The organism is Streptosporangium brasiliense (assembly GCF_030811595.1).
GTDB classification, from domain to species: domain Bacteria; phylum Actinomycetota; class Actinomycetes; order Streptosporangiales; family Streptosporangiaceae; genus Streptosporangium; species Streptosporangium brasiliense.
In genome coordinates this window covers 5,336,825-5,354,085 of record NZ_JAUSRB010000002.1, presented here as the reverse complement: position 1 = coordinate 5,354,085, position 17,261 = coordinate 5,336,825, and the positions used below count along the sequence as shown (strand labels likewise).

Annotated in this window: 17 protein-coding genes; 3 read left to right on the top strand and 14 right to left on the bottom strand. The window is 73.1% G+C overall.

The annotated features are described in order from the left end of the window. Positions 1-31: 31 nt before the first annotated feature. The 3 genes from J2S55_RS33040 (at position 32) to J2S55_RS33030 (ending at position 3,336) form a co-directional block, all read left to right on the top strand. Positions 32-799 carry an ABC transporter permease gene (locus J2S55_RS33040; protein ID WP_370879721.1) on the top strand — a complete coding sequence of 256 codons (768 nt, stop codon included), beginning with the start codon at positions 32-34 and terminating at the stop codon, positions 797-799. An 82-nt stretch (positions 800-881) separates the two neighbouring features. Next, the gene (locus J2S55_RS48730) at positions 882-2,378 is read left to right on the top strand and encodes a glycosyltransferase family 39 protein (protein ID WP_306868879.1); all 1,497 of its coding nucleotides are present in this window, start codon (positions 882-884) and stop codon (positions 2,376-2,378) included. 40 nt (positions 2,379-2,418) lie between these two features. Continuing rightward, positions 2,419-3,336, top strand: a complete 918-nt coding sequence (locus J2S55_RS33030; protein WP_306868877.1) for an EamA family transporter — start codon at positions 2,419-2,421, stop codon at positions 3,334-3,336. A gap of 208 nt (positions 3,337-3,544) precedes the next feature. Here J2S55_RS33030 and J2S55_RS33025 read toward each other — a convergent pair whose 3' ends face one another. The 14 genes from J2S55_RS33025 to J2S55_RS32960 form a co-directional block, all read right to left on the bottom strand. Beyond that, positions 3,545-4,225, bottom strand: coding sequence for a GntR family transcriptional regulator (locus tag J2S55_RS33025; protein WP_306868876.1), 681 nt, complete (start codon positions 4,223-4,225; stop codon positions 3,545-3,547). Positions 4,226-4,236: 11 nt separating this feature from the next. Beyond that, the gene (locus tag J2S55_RS33020; protein WP_306868875.1) at positions 4,237-5,163 is read right to left on the bottom strand and encodes an ornithine cyclodeaminase family protein; all 927 of its coding nucleotides are present in this window, start codon (positions 5,161-5,163) and stop codon (positions 4,237-4,239) included. Next, a complete protein-coding gene (locus tag J2S55_RS33015; protein ID WP_306868874.1) occupies positions 5,160-6,218 on the bottom strand; it encodes a proline racemase family protein in 1,059 nt (352 codons plus the stop codon). The genes J2S55_RS33020 and J2S55_RS33015 overlap by 4 nt, the downstream gene beginning before the upstream one ends. Positions 6,219-6,231: 13 nt before the next feature. After that, positions 6,232-6,939 (bottom strand): ABC transporter ATP-binding protein, encoded by a 708-nt coding sequence (locus J2S55_RS33010; protein ID WP_370879720.1) that lies wholly within the window; start codon positions 6,937-6,939, stop codon positions 6,232-6,234. Further along, the gene (locus tag J2S55_RS33005) at positions 6,932-7,699 is read right to left on the bottom strand and encodes an ABC transporter ATP-binding protein (RefSeq protein ID WP_306868872.1); all 768 of its coding nucleotides are present in this window, start codon (positions 7,697-7,699) and stop codon (positions 6,932-6,934) included. Before J2S55_RS33005 ends, J2S55_RS33010 begins: the two co-directional genes overlap by 8 nt. Then, positions 7,696-8,664: a branched-chain amino acid ABC transporter permease gene (locus J2S55_RS33000; RefSeq protein WP_306868871.1), complete on the bottom strand. Its 969-nt coding sequence runs from the start codon at positions 8,662-8,664 to the stop codon at positions 7,696-7,698. The genes J2S55_RS33005 and J2S55_RS33000 overlap by 4 nt, the downstream gene beginning before the upstream one ends. Beyond that, positions 8,661-9,554, bottom strand: a complete 894-nt coding sequence (locus tag J2S55_RS32995) for a branched-chain amino acid ABC transporter permease (RefSeq protein WP_306868870.1) — start codon at positions 9,552-9,554, stop codon at positions 8,661-8,663. Before J2S55_RS32995 ends, J2S55_RS33000 begins: the two co-directional genes overlap by 4 nt. Further along, positions 9,551-10,723: a branched-chain amino acid ABC transporter substrate-binding protein gene (locus J2S55_RS32990; RefSeq protein ID WP_306868869.1), complete on the bottom strand. Its 1,173-nt coding sequence runs from the start codon at positions 10,721-10,723 to the stop codon at positions 9,551-9,553. The genes J2S55_RS32995 and J2S55_RS32990 overlap by 4 nt, the downstream gene beginning before the upstream one ends. 168 nt (positions 10,724-10,891) lie before the next feature. After that, positions 10,892-12,274 (bottom strand): aldehyde dehydrogenase family protein, encoded by a 1,383-nt coding sequence (locus J2S55_RS32985; protein ID WP_306875666.1) that lies wholly within the window; start codon positions 12,272-12,274, stop codon positions 10,892-10,894. Between the two features lie 5 nt (positions 12,275-12,279). Continuing rightward, positions 12,280-13,281: a proline racemase family protein gene (locus J2S55_RS32980; RefSeq protein WP_306868867.1), complete on the bottom strand. Its 1,002-nt coding sequence runs from the start codon at positions 13,279-13,281 to the stop codon at positions 12,280-12,282. A 99-nt stretch (positions 13,282-13,380) separates the two neighbouring features. Continuing rightward, positions 13,381-14,274: a dihydrodipicolinate synthase family protein gene (locus tag J2S55_RS32975; protein ID WP_306868866.1), complete on the bottom strand. Its 894-nt coding sequence runs from the start codon at positions 14,272-14,274 to the stop codon at positions 13,381-13,383. 6 nt (positions 14,275-14,280) lie between these two features. Beyond that, complete coding sequence (locus tag J2S55_RS32970) at positions 14,281-15,654, bottom strand: FAD/NAD(P)-dependent oxidoreductase (protein ID WP_306868864.1); 1,374 nt, start codon at positions 15,652-15,654, stop codon at positions 14,281-14,283. Then, on the bottom strand, positions 15,651-15,989 hold the full coding sequence (locus J2S55_RS32965; RefSeq protein WP_306868862.1) for a (2Fe-2S)-binding protein: 339 nt from the start codon (positions 15,987-15,989) through the stop codon (positions 15,651-15,653). Before J2S55_RS32965 ends, J2S55_RS32970 begins: the two co-directional genes overlap by 4 nt. Beyond that, complete coding sequence (locus tag J2S55_RS32960) at positions 15,986-17,128, bottom strand: NAD(P)/FAD-dependent oxidoreductase (RefSeq protein ID WP_306868861.1); 1,143 nt, start codon at positions 17,126-17,128, stop codon at positions 15,986-15,988. The genes J2S55_RS32965 and J2S55_RS32960 overlap by 4 nt, the downstream gene beginning before the upstream one ends. Positions 17,129-17,261 lie beyond the last annotated feature (133 nt).

Genomic DNA, 17,261 nt, shown 5'->3' with positions numbered 1-17,261 from the left:
CACGGCTCGCGCCAGACCGCAGGAGAGCACAGTGACGACCCTGGACCTGACCCCCGCCCCGGGGGCCGCGCCGCTGCCCCGGATGGTGCTGGCGCAGACGGGGGCGGAGATCCGGGCGATGCTCCGCAACGGCGAGCAGCTCCTGCTCACGATGATCATCCCGGTGCTGCTGCTCGTGGGGTTCTCGGCCGCGCCGCTGGTCGACGTCGGCGGCGGCTCCCGGATCGACTTCGTCACCCCCGGCGTGCTCGCGCTGGCCGTGATGTCCACGGCCTTCACCGGGCAGGCCATCGCGACCGGTTTCGAGCGCCGCTACGGCGTGCTGAAGCGGCTGGGCGCGACCCCGCTGTCGCGGACCGGGCTGATGCTGGCCAAGACGCTCGCGGTGGTCGCCGTGGAGGTCATCCAGGTGGCCGTCATCAGCGGGGTGGCGCTCGCCCTGGGCTGGAGCCCCGCGGGTTCTCCCCTGGCCGCACTCCTGCTGGTCCTGCTGGGCACCGCCGCCTTCAGCGGGCTCGGCCTGCTGATGGCGGGCACGCTCCGCGCCGAGGCGACCCTCGCCGGGGCCAACCTGGTCTTCCTGGTCCTGCTCGGCTGCGGCGGTGTGATCTTCCCTCTGTCGAAGTTCCCCGGCTCGGTGCAGCCGGTGCTCGAACTGCTGCCGATCTCCGCCCTGGCCGGCGGGCTCCGCTCGGTCCTGACCGGGGGCTCCGGCCTGCCGGTGGCCGCGGCGGCGATCCTGGCGGGGTGGGCCGCGATCTCGCTCCTCCTCACGTCGCGGACGTTCCGCTGGGAATGATCCCGGAACCTTTGGCATCTTCTGCGCAATCATTACCCGGACATCCCACCTGAAATGATCAATAGCCTCTAGCATCCTCCTAGTGATCATCACCGGAGTGCGGTCCTCGCGCGTGCCGGCGACACGACACCGGGGGCGGATCTGGCCGGGCCTGGTCATGGGGCTCGCCGCGACGGTCGTCGCCGTCGCCGGCTCGTCGGCTGCCTCCCAGTCCTCCGACGAACTGGCCACCCTCAGCGCGGCGCGGCGGAGCGCGGCGGGGCTGTGGGAGCTGGCCCAGCACATCGACGGGCACTTCCTGCCCTACTACGCCTTCATGCACCTGTGGCTGGAGTTCGGCCAGGCCGAGTGGTGGCTGCGGCTGCCCTCGGCGGTCGCGACGGGTGTGGCCGCGGCGCTCGTCACCGACCTGGGGCGGCGCCTGCACTCCCTGCCCGCCGGGGTGACGGCCGCCGCCGTCTACGGGCTGCTGCCGTCGGTCTCCTATCACGGGCAGAACATCCGCCCCTACGCCTTCGCGGCCGCCGCCGCGGTGCTGGCCGCCTGGGCGCTGCACCGCGCGGCCGGGGAGCCGGGGCGGCGCGGCGGCTGGCCGGGATACGCCGCGGCCGTCGCGCTGCTCGGCTGCACGCAGGTGCTCGCCCTTCTCGTGCTCGCCGCCCACCTGCTCGCCGTGGCGCTGTACGGCCGGGCCGTCCTGGCCAGGACGCTGGCCTGCACGGCCCTGGGATGCGTGCCGGGGGCCGTCTGGGCCGCGGTCGGCCTCGGTCAGCGGCACGCGATCAGCTGGATCGAACTGCCCGGACCGGCGGTCCTGCTGACCCTGCCCAGGGCGGCCGGGGGCACCGCGCTCGCGGGCTACGTCCTGCTGGCGCTGGCCTCGGCCGCGCTGCTCCTGCCGCGCCGGCACCGCGTCCCCCGGCTCTGGGTCACGCTGCTGGCCGGTTGGGCCCTGCTGCCGCCCGTCCTGCTGTTCGGCCTGTCCCACCTGCTCTCCCCCGTCTACGTCGAGCGCTACCTGTTCGCCACGGTGCCCGCCTACGCGCTGCTGGCCGGCCTCGCGCTCGCCTCGGCGCCCCGCCCGCTCGCCGCGCTCGCCCTGGCGGGCGCCCTGGTCGCGGGGCTGCCGGGGCAGCTGCGGCTCCGCCAGGAGAACGGCCACCAGGAGAACTTCCCGCGGGCCGCGCGGATCGTCTCGGGCAACGCCCGGCCCGGCGACGCGATCGTGTACGCGGGGTCATGGCTACGGGCGGGGATGCTCCGCTACGGTGGGCGGGGCCTGCCCGACGACGTGCTGCTCGCGGGCGCCGCCCCCCTGCCGGAGTCCTTCAACTACCCCGAGCACGCCGACGTCACCGCCGCCCTCGGCGGGCGGGAGCGGGTCTGGGCGCTCTGGCGGGGCACCGGTGCGGCGGCGGGCGCGGGCGGCGACAGGCTCGGCGCGCTGGCCCGGGAGGGGTTCACCCTGGGCCGGGCATGGCATGTGGGGCGGGTGCCCGGCATGACCGTGGCGCTCTACACCCGCCGGCCGATCTCGCATCGCGGACACCACTCGGAGAGACGGCCTCCGACTCGGTAAGGTGTGAAAGACTATTTGGCACCTGTCGCGAGGGAGTCTCATGACCGCCGAAGCCCTGCACGGGCCGGCCGAGCCGTACAAGCCGGGACTGCCCAGGCCGGGAGCGCTGCTGAGGGCCGCCTCCGACGCCATCCCGCCGTCCGGGCTGGTGCTGCTGGCCATCCTGTCGGTCCAGGTGGGTGCGGGATTCGCCAAGGACCTGTTCTCCCAACTGCCGCCGAGCGCGGTGGTGTTCCTGCGGATCGCGATGGGCGCGCTCATCATGGGGGTGGTCGCCCGGCCCCGGCTGAAGGGGCTGACCCGCGTCGACATCGGGCTGGGAGTGGCGTTCGGCGTGACGCTGGGCGTGATGAACCTGTCGTTCTACGAGGCGCTGGCCCGGCTGCCCATGGGCATCGCGGTGGCGATCGAGTTCCTCGGCCCGCTCGGGGTGGCGGTGGCCGCCTCGCGCCGCCGGCTGGACCTGCTCTGGGTCGCGCTGGCCGGGTCGGGTGTGGTGCTGCTGGCCCCCTGGGGGACGGCGGCGTCGCGGATCAGCTGGGCCGGGATCGCCTTCGCGCTGGTCGCGGCGGTCTGCTGGGCGGGCTACATCCTGCTGTCGGCCGCCGTCGGCCAGCGCTTCCCCGGCACGACCGGGCTCTCCTTCGCGATGATCGTGTCGTTCCTGCTGATCGCCCCCGTGGGGATCGGCACCGGCGGCGCCGACCTGCTCCGGCCCGAGCTGCTGCTGATCGGTCTGGGGGTGGGCCTGTTGTCGTCGGTCATCCCCTACTCGATCGAGCTGGAGGCCCTGCGCAGGATGCCGAAGCAGGTGTTCGGCATCCTGATGAGCCTGGAGCCGGCGGTGGCCGCGCTGGTCGGCCTGCTCGTCCTGGGCGAGGTGCTCCAGGTGCGCGAGTGGGCCGCCATCGGCTGCGTGGTCATCGCCAGCGTGGGCGCCACCCGCGGCTCCCGTTAAGGCGGTCCCGATCCCGCTGAGGCGGCCCCGCCGAAGCAGGCCGGGCCCGCCGAGGCGCGGGCCGGCCACCTGCGGGGACGGCGGGCGCCGGGACACGGGCGGCCCCGGCGGGGACGGCGGACGGCGGAGCGCGGCGGACCTCCCGCGAAGACCGGCACGCGCCGGGACACGGGCGGCCCCGGTGGGGACGGCGGGCACCGGGGGCGGACTACTCCGCCTTGCTGGCCCAGATCCCCCGCACGTGCTGGATGTGGTTGCGCATCAGCCGCTCGGAGCCGCCGGTGTCGCCCGCGGCGAGCAGCTCGAGCAGGTCGAGGTGCTCGCGGGCGGAGTCGACCAGGACGCCGCGCGCGTAGAGGGCCGACAGGCCGTACAGGCGGGCCCGGTTGCGCAGGTCGCGCACCACGTCCACCAGGTGGGCGTTGCCCGCCAGCGCCAGCAGCTCCACGTGGAAGCGGATGTCGGCGTCGACGTAGGCGAGCAGGTCGCCGCGCTCGGCCGCGTCGACGATCTGCTCGGCCAGCGGGCGGAGCGGCTCGAAGCTCTCGGCGCGGGCCCGGTCGGCCAGCCGCGCCACCGTGGGCACCTCGATGAGCTGGCGGATCTCGGTGAGCTCGTCCAGGTCGCGGTCGGACAGCTCGGTGACCCGGAAGCCCTTGTTGCGCACCGCCTCGACCAGGCCCTCCTTGGCCAGGTCGAGCATCGCCTCGCGCACCGGCGTCGCGGAGACCCCGAACTGGGCGGCCAGCACCGGTGCCGAGTAGACCACTCCCGGCCGCATCTCACCGGTGATCAGGGCGGCCCGCAGCGCGTGGGCCACCTGCTCCCGCAGGCTCTGCCGCTCGCCCACGACCGGCAGGTCGAGCCGGTCCTCCGCCGAAGGGACCATTCCCTCGCCTCTCATCTCACTCGCATCCACGCCTCGTAGGCGGCGGCCGCCACCACCAGGTCCTCCCACGCCATGCCGACGCTCTTGAACACCCGGGGCCCCGGGCCGTGGGGCACGTTGCCGGCGACGAGCTCCCCGAGGTTACCGGCGAGGTGACCAATGGTGATCGTACCGTTCCGCAAGGGGATGATCAGGTCTCCCGCTTCGGCGAGGGCGGCGCTGCGGGCTTCGACGACCACTGTGGCACGCGCGACGAGATCGTCGTCGATCTCCCGGGCGTCCGGCTCGTGGGAGCCGACCGCGACCACGGTCGCGTCCTCCCGAATGAGCCTACCGTCGAAGAGGGGGGTCCTGGCGGTCGTACAGCAGGCGATCAGGTCGGCCTGGCCGGGATCGGCCACCGTGTCGGCCCGCAGGCCCTCGGCGGCGCACCGGTCGGCCAGGGCGCGCGCCTTCGCGGCGTCCCTGGCGATCACGCTCACCCGCCGCACCGGCCGGACCGCGCGGAACGCCGCCACGTGCCCCCACGCCTGCGGCCCCGCGCCGAAGACCGTCATCTCCGAGGCGTCCGGCTCGGCCAGATGCCGTACGGCCAGCGCGGAGACCGCGGGGGTGCGCAGCGAGGTGAGCGCGACGCCGTCCAGCACGGCCAGCGGGGCCAGGCTCTCCCCGTCCATGAGCAGGTAGGTGCCCTGGATCCGCGGCAGCCCGCGCGAGGGGTTGCCGGGCACGACCCCGGCGATCTTGATCCCCGCGTAGCGGCCCCACGCCGCGGGCATCAGCAGCAACTGCCCGGCGGGGACCTCCACGACGGGCCGGCGCGGGGTCTCCTCGGGGTCGAGCCCGGCGCTCAGCGCGTCCTGGAGCACCTGTACGGCCCGCGCCATCGGCACCAGTCCGCGCAGGGTCTCCCCGTCCAGGTAGGGCGGCGCGCTCACCGGAGGGTGAACCCGGTGCCGACGGGGTCGCGCGGGTCCAGGCTGAAACTGTGCTCCCCGGTGCGGTAGGCCATGCCCTCCACCTCGGGGACGACCCCCTCCTCGGTCACCTCGGCCACCCAGGCGCGGAAGGAGGTCCCCACGATGCTGTCGTGGGTCAGGGTGCCGGTGAAGCCGTCGGCGTGCAGCAGGGCCAGCCGGGCGGCCGTGCCCGAGCCGCAGGGCGAGCGGTCCACCTCGCCGTCGGCGAAGACCGTGACGTTGCGCTGGTGGCCGGGGCCCAGGTCGTCGTAGAAGATGACGCCGTAGATCCCGGAGAGCCGGTCGTCGGCGGGGTGCCGGGAGGAGGGGTGACCGGCCAGGGCGGCCTTCACCGCCCGGCCGAGCGCGATCAGCTCGGTGAGGTGCTCGGGCGCCACGCTCAGCCCGAACGCCGCGGCCGGGACCGAGGCGTAGATGGCTCCGCCGTAGGAGATGTCGACCTTGACCCCGGCGAGCCGCTCCGGACCGGTCCCGGGGTGCGGAGCGGGACCGGCGCCCTCGGAGGAGGGGCCGGTACGGCCCGGCGCGTCCGGGCCGGTCCCGGACGGCGGGCCCAGCTCGACGTCCCGCGCGAGCACGTAGGACGGCACGTTCCGGAAGGTGACGGCCTCGATCCTGCCCGCCGCGCAGCGGACCCGGGCCGTCACCCGGCCGGAGGGGACGTCGACGACGACGTCGGTCTCCCCCTCCGGATCGGCCTTGACCAGGCCGCTGTCGACGGCGTAGACCCCGAGCGCGATGGTGCCGTGGCCGCAGGCGGTGGAGTAGCCGTCCTTGTGCCAGAACAGCACGCCGAGGTCGGCCCCGGCGTCGTCCGGCGGGACGAGGAAGCAGCCGTACATGTCGGCGTGCCCGCGCGGCTCGTGGCAGAGCAGCCGCCGCACGCCGTCGATGTCCGGGGCGCCCGCCGCCTGGCGGCGCTCCAGCACCGTGCCGCCGGGGATGTCGGGCACCCCGGCGGTGACGATCCGGAACGGCTCGCCGCCGGTGTGGTAGTCGATCGTGTGAATCATCTCTTCCGTCCTGTCAGACCCCGCCGAGATATGCCTCGACCACCCGGGCGTCCTCGCGCAGTTCGGCCGCGGGGCCGTCCAGCACGCACTCGCCGTTCTCGATCACGTAGCCCCGGTGGGCGATCTTGAGCGCGGCGGTGGCGTTCTGCTCGACCAGCAGCACCGAGGTGCCCTCGGCGTTGATGTCGGCGATCAGCTCCATCACCGAGGCGACCACCAGCGGGGCCAGGCCCATGGAGGGCTCGTCCAGCAGCAGCAGCCTGGGCCCGGTGACCAGCGCCCGGCCGATGGCGAGCATCTGCTGCTCGCCGCCGGACAGCGTGCCGCCCTGCTGGGCGCGTCGCTCGGCCAGCCGGGGCAGCAGCCCGTAGACGCGCTCGATCCGCTTGCGGATCTCCGCCTGGTCACGGACCAGGTAACCGCCGAGCTGCAGGTTCTCGTGCACGGTGAGGGTGCTGAAGACCCTGCGGCCCTCGGGGACGTGCACCAGGCCACGCGCGGCGATCTTGTGGGGCTTCTCCCGGGTGACCTCGCGCCCGTCGAAGACGACCTTTCCGGCGGTGGGGCGCACCAGGCCGGAGACCGCCGACAGCGTGGTGGTCTTGCCCGCGCCGTTGTTGCCCAGCAGGGCGACGATCTCCCCCGGCGAGATGGTCAGGGACAGGCCGCGCAGGGCGTGCACCCCGCCGTAGTGGACGTCCAGTCCGTTGATCTCAAGCATGGGCGTCACTCCCGAGATAGGCCTCGATGACGGCCGGGTCCCGGCGGACGTCCTCGGGGCGGCCGTCGGCGATCTCCTTGCCGAAGTTGAGCACGACCACGCGTTCGGAGACCTCCATGACCAGGCCCATGTCGTGTTCGATGAGCACGATGGCCACGCCCAGCGCCTGGATCCGGCGGATCAGGTCGAGCATCTCGGCCTTCTCGCCGTGGTTGAGCCCGGCGGCGGGCTCGTCCAGCAGGAGCAGGTCGGGGCGGCGGGCCAGGGCCCTGGCGATCTCCGCCAGCCGCTGCTCGCCGTAGGGCAGGTTGCGGGCCTCGCTGTAGCGGTCGCCGCGCAGGCCGACGAAGTCCAGCCAGTGGTGGGCCTGCTCGGTGCACTCGCGTTCGGAGCGGCGGTAGCGGGGGGTGTGCAGCAGGGCGTCGAAGACGCTCTGCTTGAGCCACAGGTGGGATCCGGCGCGCACGTTGTCCAGGACCGACAGTTCGCCGAACAGTCGCAGGTTCTGGAAGGTCCGCGCGATGCCGAGCCCCGCGATCGCCGACGGCTTCAGCCCCCGCAGGCTCTTGTCCCGCAGGGTGATCCGGCCCGAGGTGGGACGGTAGAAGCCGGTGACGCAGTTGAAGGCCGATGTCTTGCCCGCGCCGTTGGGCCCGATGACGGAGACGATCTCCGCCTCGCCCACCGAGAACGTGAGCCCGTCGATGGCCACCAGCCCGCCGAAGGACAGGCGCAGATCCTCCACGGTCAGCAGGCTCACGAGACCTCCTTGGAACGGGCGGGCCACAACCCCTGCGGGCGCAGGAGCATGACGATGATGAGGAGGACGCCGAACAGGAAGAACCGGTAGTCGGCGAGGTCGCGGAGGAATTCCGGCAGGAGGCTGATCACGACGGCGCCGATGACGACGCCGGGGATCGAGCCCATGCCGCCGAGGACGACGGCCATCAGGACCAGCGCGGACGAAAGGAAGGTGAAGCTGTTGGGAGAGATCGCCGACAGCTGGGCGGCGGACAGGACCCCCGCCAGGCCGCCCCAGACGGCTCCCGCGATGTAGGCGGCGAGCTTGACGCGGTAGGTGTTGACGCCCATGGCCTCGGCGGCGTCCTCGTCCTCGCGGACGAAGCGCCAGGCCCTGCCGATGCGGGAGCGGCCCAGCCGGGCCGCGCCGAGGACGGCCAGGGAGACGATCACCACGGTCACGTAGTAGAACGCCACCGGGCTGTCGGTCAGGGACGGGATGCCGTAGATGCCCGAGGGGCCGCCGGTGACGTCCAGGTTGTTGGCGGTGATCCGGATGATCTCACCGAAGCCGAGGGTCACGATGGCGAGGTAGTCGCTGCGCAGCCGCAGGGTCGGCGCGCCGATGATGATCCCGGCGATGACCGTGACCACGATGACGGCGGGCACGGTGACCAGCAGCGGCAGGTCCAGGCGGGTGGACAGCACCCCGCTGGTGTAGGCGCCGACCGCGAAGAAGGCCACGTAGCCGAGGTCGAGCAGGCCGCAGTAGCCCACCACGATGTTGAGGCCGGAGGCGAGCATCACGAAGATGGCCGCGGTGGTCATGACCGACAGCGCGTACGGCGTGGCGTCGACGAACGGTGCGAGCAGCGCGATCAGCAGCCCGCCGAGCCCGGCCCACCGGTTCTGCAGCAGCTTCGACGCCCGGGTCGGGGGCTTGTCGGTGCCCAGCCGTCGGGTCTTCGTCGTCGTGCCGGTCATACGCGCTCCGTCACACGTTCGCCGAGCAGGCCGGTGGGCCGCACGGTCAGGAACAGGATCAGCACGCCGAAGGTGAACACGTCGCGCCACTCGCCGCCCAGCCAGAACGTGCCGAACGACTCCAGCAGCCCGAGCAGCAGGCCGCCGAGCATGGTGCCGGGGATGTTGCCGATCCCGCCGATGACCGCGGCGGTGAAGGCCTTGAGCCCGATCAGGAAGCCCATCAGGAAGTCGATCTTCCCGTAGTAGGCGCCCGCCATCACCCCGGCGGCCCCGGCCAGGGCCGAGCCCAGGAAGAAGGTCCGGGAGATCACCGCGTTGACGTCGATGCCCATCAGCGAGCTGGTGCGCGGGTCGAGCGCGATGGCCCGCATGGCCCGGCCCTCGCGGGTCCGGGTGATCAGCAGGTTGAGCCCGATCATGAGGACCACGGCCACGCCGATCAGCACGAGCTGCTGGAGGGTCAGCCGGGCGCCCAGCACCTCCATCGAGGTGCCGCCCAGACGGACCGGGTAGACCCTCGGGTCGGCTCCGGCGGCGGCACGCATGCCGTACTCCAGGGCGAAGGAGGCGCCGACCGCGGTGATGAGCAGCGACAGCCGGGGCGCGCGGCGCAGCGGCCGGTAGGCGATCCGCTCCAGCGCCACCCCGGCCAGGCCGGTGAAGACCATGGTGGCCAGGAGCACCGCCAGCAGCAGGGGCAGCGCCATCGAGGAGGACACGCCACCGACCGCGCCGAGGACGGCGAAGCCGATGAACGCGCCGAGCATGTACAGGTCGCCGTGGGCGAAGTTGAGCAGTTTGATGATCCCGTAGACCATGCTGTAGCCCAGCGCGACCAGAGCGTAGAACGACCCGACGAACAGGCCGTTCCAGACGAGCTGTGTCATTTGAGGGAGTCCTGCAGGGCGAACTTGTCACCCTTGACGACGAGGACCTGGAAGCCGCCGCTGGACAGGGTGTGCTCGGGGGTGAACTTCAGCGGCCCGGAGAACATCGAGAACCCGTCCATCCCCTCCAGGGCGGCGATGACCTTGGCGCCGTCGGTGCCGCCCGCCTTGGTGACCGCCTCGGCGGCCAGCCGCACCGCGTCGTAGGCCTGGTTGGAGTAGGGGCCCGGCTCGGTGTCGTACTTCTTCTTGTAGGCCGAGATCCAGCCTTCGGCGCCTTCCAGCGTGTCGGGGGTCTGGGTCATCGTGGCGTAGACGCCCTCGGCGGCCTCGGCGCCGGCGATCTCGATCAGCTTGGGCGAGACCGAACCGTCGCCGACCATGATGGAGCCCTTGTAGCCGGCCTGGCGGAGCTGGCGGGCGATCAGGCCGCCCTCCTGGAAGTAGCCGGTCCAGTAGACGAAGTCGGGCTTCTTGGCCAGCACGTTGGTGACGTTGGCGCTGTAGTCGCTCTCCTTGGGCGTCACCGTCTCCACGAGCACGGACTCGGCGCCGCCGGGGGCGTCGAGCAGCGACTTGGTGCGCAGCGCGATGTCCTTGGAGTAGCTGGTGTTGTCGTGCATCAGCACGACGCTCTTGGCGCCCTGCTTGGCGATCCACTTGTCGGCCGCACCGGCCTGCTGGGAACCGGTGCCGTTGATCAGGAAGACGTGCTTGAGCTTCTGGTCGACCAGTTCCTGGGAGTTGGCCGCCGGAATGATCATCGGGATGTTAGCCTTGCCGAAGATGGGCAGGGTAGGCAGGGTCGCGCCGGAGCAGTATCCTCCGACCGAGATGTCCACACCCTCGGTGACCAGCTTGTTGGCTCCGGCCGCCGCGGACTGGGCGTCGCAGGCGTCGTCGGCGGTCTTCAGCTCCAGCTTGCGCCCGAGGACCCCGCCCTTGGCGTTGATCTCGTCGAGTGCGAGCTGGGCGGCGTTGCTCATATAGGGACCGATCGCGGCCTCGCTGCCCGACTGGGGGATCAGCATGCCGAGGACGATCGGGTCGTCTGCCTTGGCGGCCGTGTCGCCACCGTCACCGCCGCCGAGCAGTCCCTGGCCACATCCGGTGACCAGGAGGCCGACAACGGCCAGCGAAGTGAAGGACTTCAGGGGGATGGCACGCATCTGCGGCTCCTCACAGCTAATGATATGTGACATTGCATTAGGTGGGCAATGTTCACGTCAAGGCCCGAAACAAGACCGTTAACCTTCGCACACCTTTTCTTTGCCTAAGGTGCGGATACGGCAAAGGGGCACCCCCGGCCGGGGGTGCCCCTTGACGTACGGCGTGCCTCAGCCCGCCGGGCTGATGGTGATCGTGTGGGTCGAGGTGTAGAACTCCTGAGCCGCCTTGCCCTGCTCCCGGCCGCCGTAGCTGGAGTCCTTCTCCCCGCCGAACGGCAGGTAGAAGTCCACGCCGCTGGTCGGGGCGTTCACCTTGACCAGGCCGGTGTCCAGCCGGGCGCTGAGGTCCAGGGCCCGGTCCAGGTCGCTGGTGTAGACGGCCGAGGCCAGGCCGTAGCGGACGCCGTTGGCCAGCGCCACCGCCTCGTCCACCGAGGCCGCGTCCTGGACCACGCAGATCGGCCCGAAGACCTCCTCGCAGGCGAGCCGGTGGTCGGCGGGCAGGCCGTCCACGACCGTCGGCTCCACGTACCAGCCGCCGAGCCCGCCCTCCTGGAGGCTGTGCACGGCCCGGCCGCCGGTGAGGACGCGGCCGCCGGCGGCGACCGCGTCCGCCGCCGCGTCCACGACCCGGTCGCGGGCCGCCTCGTCGATCAGCGGGCCGACGGCGGTGCCGGGGTCGGAGGGGTCTCCGAACCCGAGCTTGGCCACGGCCGCGAGCACGGCCTCACGGACCTCCTCGCCGTTGCCGACCGTGATGATCCGCTTGGTGGCCGTGCACTTCTGCCCGGCGAAGCCCATCGCCGCCGCCGCGATCTGGGCGGCCGCGGCCTCCAGGTTGGCGTCCGGCAGCACGATGCTGGCGTTCTGCCCGCCCATCTCGGCCTGGACCGGCACGCCGCGCCGTACGGCCGCCTGGCGGACCAGGGCGCCCACGGAGGCCGATCCGGTGAAGGAGACCACGTCGGCGGCCTCCACCAGCGCGGCGCCCTCCTCCGCGTCGCCGGGCACGACCTGGAACTCGTTGAGGTCCAGCAGCTCGGCCAGGCGCAGCGCGCACGCCAGCGCCTGCGGGGCGGGCTTGAGCACGACCGTGTTGCCGAACGCCAGCGCGGGCGCGGCCTTCCACAGCGGAATGGCCAGCGGGAAGTTCCACGGCGTGATCAGCCCGGCGACGCCGAGCGGCCGCCGCCGGGTGAACAGCAGCCCGGCGCCCGACGGCTCGTGGAGCGCGCCGGCGGGGTCGAACACCTGCTGGGAGTAGTAGCGCAGGATCGACACCGAGCGGGCGACCTCGCCGCGCGCCTCGGTGATCGGCTTGCCGACCTCGCGGACCACCAGGGCGGCCAGCTCGTCGGCCGCCCCCTCCAGCGCGTCGGCGGCCCTGGCCAGCGCCGCGGCCCGCGCGGCGGCGTTCCTGGAGGCCCAGTCGTGCTGTACGGCCTGCGCCAGCCGCACGGCGGCCTGGACGCCCGCCTCCCCCGCCGCGGGGAAGGACGCGACGATGTCGGCCGGGGCGTGCGGGGAACGGCTCTCGATCAGACTGATCACGTTTGTCAAAGCAGGAAACCTTCGGGGAACGGGTCACGGGGGTCGAGGAAGTATTGAGCGGTGCCGGTTACCCATGCCCGCCCGGTGATGGTCGGAACCACCGCGGGCAGACCGGCGACCTCCGTCTCCTGGACGAGCCGCCCGACGAACCGGGTGCCGATGAACGACTCGTTCACGAAGTCGGCGCCGAGGGCCAGCTCGCCCCGGGCGTGGAGCTGGGCCATCCGGGCACTGGTGCCGGTGCCGCAGGGCGAGCGGTCGAACCAGCCGGGGTGGATGGCCATCGCGTGCCGCGAGTGCCGGGCGTCGGACCCGGGGGCGGTGAACTGCACGTGGTGGCAGCCGCGGATGCCCGCGTCCAGCGGGTGGACGGGCTCGTCCTGCTCGTTGATCGCGTCCATGACGGCCAGGCCCGCGTCGAGGATCTCCTGCTTGCGCGAGCGCTCGAAGGGCAGGCCGACCGCCTCGATCGGCAGGATCGCGTAGTAGTTGCCGCCGTAGGCCAGGTCGTAGGTGACCTGGCCGATGCCGGGCACCTTGACCGTGCGGTCCAGGCCGACGCTGAAGGAGGGGACGTTGGTGATGGTCACCGCGGTGGCGGCGCCGTCCTCGACCCGCACCTCGGCGACGACCAGCCCGGCCGGGGTGTCCAGCCGGATGGTGGTGACCGGCTCGACGACCTCGACCATCCCGGTCTCCACCAGGACGGTGGCCACGCCGATGGTGCCGTGACCGCACATCGGCAGGCAGCCGGAGACCTCGATGTAGAGCACACCGTAGTCGGCGTCGGGCCGGGTGGGCGGCTGCAGGATGGCCCCGCTCATCGCCGAGTGGCCGCGCGGCTCGTACATGAGCAGGGTCCGGATGTGGTCCATCTCGGCCAGGAAGTGTTCGCGGCGCTCGGCCATGGTCGAGCCGGGGATGACCCCGACCCCTCCGGTGATCACCCGGGTGGGCATGCCCTCGGTGTGGGAGTCCACCGCATGGAAGACCCGTTTCGTCCTCATTGATACTCCTTACGGGGGGTGCACTACCTTTCGAACCCGTGGCGGGGCGCACCCAGCGGTGCGCCCCCTGCGGGATGAAGACGGCCGGCCGCCGGGCGCCTACCGCAGACCCTCGGCCAGGACCTTCTCGGTGGCGGCGCGGACCGCGGCCTCCTCCTCCGGCACCAGCGGCAGCCGCGGCGGGCGGCACGGGCCGCCCCTGCGCCCGGCCAGGTCCATGGAGAGCTTGATGGCCTGCACGAACACGGTCTTGGAGTCCCAGCGCAGCAGCGGGTGCAGCGCGCGGTAGAGCGGGAGCGCGGTGGTCAGGTCCCCGGCCAGGGCCGCCCGGTACAGGGCCACGCACGACTCGGGCAGCGCGTTGGGGTAGCCGGCCACCCAGCCGACCGCGCCGGCCAGGGCCAGCTCCAGCAGCACGTCGTCGGAGCCGATCAGCAGGTCCAGGCCCGGGGCCAGCTCGGCGATCTCGTAGGCCCGGCGGACGTCGCCGGTGAACTCCTTGACCGCCACGATGAGGCCCTCGGCGTGCAGCCGGGCCAGCAGCTCGGGGGTGAGGTCGACCTTGGTGTCGTAGGGGTTGTTGTAGGCCACCACCGGCACGCCCGCCTTGGCCACCTCGCGGTAGTGCTCCACCACGGTCCGCTCGTCGGCCCGGTAGGCGTTCGGCGGGAGCAGCATCACCGCCTGGCATCCGGCGTCGCGGGCCTGCTCGGCCCAGCGGCGGGCCTCGGCCGCCCCGTAGGCGGCGATCCCCGGCATGACCCGGTCGCCGCCGACCGCGGCGACCGCGGTCTCCACGACCTTGGCCCGCTCCTCGGGCGTCAGCGTCTGGTACTCGCCCAGCGAGCCGTTGGGCACCACACCGTCGCAGCCGCCAGCGACCAGCCACCGGCAGTGCTCGGCGTAGCCGTCGAAGTCGGCCGAGAGGTCCTCGCCGAGGGGCAGCGCGGTGGCCACCATCACGCCGTGCCAGGGTTTCACGCGGGTCGTCATCACAGATCATCCTTCCAAGGGGGTTCGGGTCGGCGCGGCGAGGTCGCCGAGCCGGACGGGCTGGGCGATCGGGCGCCGGGGGGCCGTGGGCGCCTCGCCGGCGAGGCATGCCACGGCATAGCCGCACATGCGGCCCTGGCACCAGCCCATACCGGGGCGGGCCAGCAGTTTGACGGAGCGCGCGTCGGTGGCGCCCAGGTCCTGGGCCTGGCGCACGGCCGACAGGGGCACCTCCTCGCAGCGGCAGACCAGCGTGTCGTCGCGGAGCCACCCCTGCCAGCCGGGCCGTACCGGATAGGCCTCCAGCAGTGCCCGCGCGAAGGCGGCCAGGCGGTCCCTGCGCCGGGACAGGCCCGGCTGGGGCGGGACGCGGCGGCCCAGGTCCGCGGCGGCGCTGCGGCCCGCGATACGCCCCTCGACCTCGGCCAGCACGGCGCCGCCGACGCCGGTGGACTCCCCTGCCGCGTAGACGCCGGGCACGCTGGTGCGCAGGCCCCCGTCCACGGTTACGACGGGGCTGCCGTCCACGTCGGCGCGGGTCGCGCAGCCGAGCTGGACCGCCAGTTCGAGCTGGGGGACGAAGCCGTAGCCGTAGGCGAGGGTGTCGCACTCGACGGTCCTCGTCGAGACCGGCCGCCAGGCGGAGTCCAGTTTCGCCACGGTGACGTGGGTCAGCGCGTCCTCGCCGTGCGCCGCGATCACCGCCTGGCGGCCGTGGTAGGGCACCAGGTGGCGGGCCAGGCTGACGCCGTACCCGAGGGCCTCGCCGGCCTTGCCCGCGGCCAGCAGCGGGTGCCGGGCCAGCCCGAGCCGGCCGTTGGCCTCGTAGACGCCGCGCACGTCCGCGCCGGCCTCGGCCAGACCGGCCGCGACCGGGAGCAGGAAGGGGCCGGTCCCGGCGACGACGACCTTCCGGCCCGCGACGACGAGGTTGCCCTTGAGCAGGGCCTGCGCCCCGCCCGCGGTCAGCACGCCGGGCAGGTCCCAGCCGGGGAAGGGCAGGGGCCGGTCGTGGGCGCCGGTGGCGATCAGCAGCCTGCGCGCGGTGACCGTGCGGGGCCGTTCCTCGCGGTCACCCTCCAGGCACCGTACGGTGACCGTCGCCTCGGCGCGCTCCAGCGCCCAGACCCGGTGACCGAGCAGCGTCTCGGCGCGTCCGCGGAGCGTCTCCCACTGCCGGGTGAACCTGTCGAGGCCGTGGTGGAGGGCCCCGGGCGCCCCGGCGTTGAAACCCTCCGGCAGGTGCCGGAAGTACTGGCCGCCCGGTCTGGGCGCCGCGTCGATCAGCACGACGTCCAGCCCGGCGAGGGAGGCGGTGAGCGCGCCGGCCACCCCGGCCGGGCCCGCGCCGATGACGGCGAGGTCGTGGACGTGGCTCACCGCTCCCCCACCGTCTCCGGGTCGTCGCCGGGCCACTCGTCCGGGCCGTCGTCCGGACGGGTGCTCACCAGGTCTCCGGGCCGGGCCTCGGTCAGGCAGGCCCGCAGGGACGGCACGCCGTTGACCGTGACCAGGCAGTCGAAGCAGACGCCGATGCCGCAGAACAGCCCGCGGGGGCGGCCGCCGACCCTGGTGGTGCGCCAGGCCCGGATGCCCGCGCCGTGCAGGGCGGCGCCGATGGTCTGGCCGGGGACCACCGGGACGGGGGCGCCGTCCACGCTGATCTCGAACTCCGGCTCGGGCCGCGCCCGCACGAGACCGTACGGCTGCTTCATGCGCGTTCCTCCTTGAAGCGGTCCGGGCGGAAGGGGGTGAGGTCCAGGTCGGGGCGGAGGCCGGTCAGCGTCTGGGCGATCAGGTGGCCGGTGGCGGGGGCCAGGCCGATGCCCGCGCCTTCGTGGCCGCAGGCGTGGTGGAGCCCCGGAGCCCGGGGGTCCTCGCCGATCACCGGCAGGTGGTCGGGGCAGTAGGGCCGGAAGCCGCAGTAGGCCCGTATCGCCCTGCGCTCGGCCAGCGCCGGGAACAGCTCGACGGCCTGGCGGGCGAGGCGCTCCAGGACCGGCACGGAGACCGTGCGGTCGAAGCCGACGCGCTCGCGGCTGGCGCCGATGAGCACCGGCCCCGACGGGGTCCCCTCCACGACGGCGGAGGTCTCCAGGCCCTCCGAGTCGCTGGCCACGTTGGTGACGTAGGCGGCGGTGTAGACCTTATGCCTGACCAGCGGCTTCTCGAGCGGCTCGGTGACCAGGATGAAGCCGCGCCGGGGCAGGACCGGGACGTGCACCCCGGCCAGCGCGGCCACCTCGCCGCCCCAGGTCCCGGCGGCGTTGACGACGGCTCCGGCGAGGATGTCGCCGTGGTCGGTCGTGACGCCGGTGATCCGGTCGCCCGCGCGCAGGAAGCCGGTGACCGTGACACCGGTGCGCAGCATCAGGGCGCCGCCGCCGAACAGCTTGGCACCCCGCCGGATCAGCCTGGCCGCCGCCAGCATGGGCTGGACCTGAGCGTCCTGCGGGTAGAAGACCCCTCCGGCGAAGCCCTCCGCCAGATGGGGCTCGTAGTCGTTGAGCGCCTCGGGGGCGACCACCGCGTGCTCGACCGCCTGCTTGGCCGCCAGGCCGGTCAGCGCCTCCAGCACCGCGCCGGTCTCGGCGACCACCAGCCCGCCCTTGGGCTCGAACTCGAACCCGCCGGGCTCGGCCAGCTCGCGCCAGAGGCCGTTGGAGAGCAGGGCGAGGTCCAGCTCGGGGCCCGGCTCCTTGTCGGAGACCAGGACGTTTCCCTCCCCCGCGCCGGTCGTGCCGCCCGCCACCGGCCCGCGGTCGACGACGACCACGTCCAGCCCGGCCCGGGCCGCGTAGTACGCGCACGCGGCTCCGACGACTCCGGCGCCGATCACCACCACATCCGGCATGACTCACCTCGCTCCCCGCGACTTGATCCAGCAGTACTATGTCACATACTGTTAACCAGATCAATCGGGCCCCGCCCCCGTCCCTCCAGTTCAGCCCTCCCATACCCGGCGGCCTATGGGGCAAAGCCGGGCG

Bases quoted from the DNA above. Each gene is read 5' to 3' on its own strand.
- J2S55_RS33000 (WP_306868871.1), bottom strand. From the start codon at position 8,664: ATGACCGGCACGACGACGAAGACCCGACGGCTGGGCACCGACAAGCCC.
- J2S55_RS33030 (WP_306868877.1), top strand. From the start codon at position 2,419: ATGACCGCCGAAGCCCTGCACGGGCCGGCCGAGCCGTACAAGCCGGGA.
- J2S55_RS32960 (WP_306868861.1), bottom strand. From the start codon at position 17,128: ATGCCGGATGTGGTGGTGATCGGCGCCGGAGTCGTCGGAGCCGCGTGC.
- J2S55_RS32995 (WP_306868870.1), bottom strand. From the start codon at position 9,554: ATGACACAGCTCGTCTGGAACGGCCTGTTCGTCGGGTCGTTCTACGCT.
- J2S55_RS32975 (WP_306868866.1), bottom strand. From the start codon at position 14,274: ATGACGACCCGCGTGAAACCCTGGCACGGCGTGATGGTGGCCACCGCG.
- J2S55_RS32965 (WP_306868862.1), bottom strand. From the start codon at position 15,989: ATGAAGCAGCCGTACGGTCTCGTGCGGGCGCGGCCCGAGCCGGAGTTC.
- J2S55_RS33010 (WP_370879720.1), bottom strand. From the start codon at position 6,939: ATGCTTGAGATCAACGGACTGGACGTCCACTACGGCGGGGTGCACGCC.
- J2S55_RS33015 (WP_306868874.1), bottom strand. From the start codon at position 6,218: ATGATTCACACGATCGACTACCACACCGGCGGCGAGCCGTTCCGGATC.
- J2S55_RS32980 (WP_306868867.1), bottom strand. From the start codon at position 13,281: ATGAGGACGAAACGGGTCTTCCATGCGGTGGACTCCCACACCGAGGGC.
- J2S55_RS32990 (WP_306868869.1), bottom strand. From the start codon at position 10,723: ATGCGTGCCATCCCCCTGAAGTCCTTCACTTCGCTGGCCGTTGTCGGC.
- J2S55_RS33025 (WP_306868876.1), bottom strand. From the start codon at position 4,225: ATGGTCCCTTCGGCGGAGGACCGGCTCGACCTGCCGGTCGTGGGCGAG.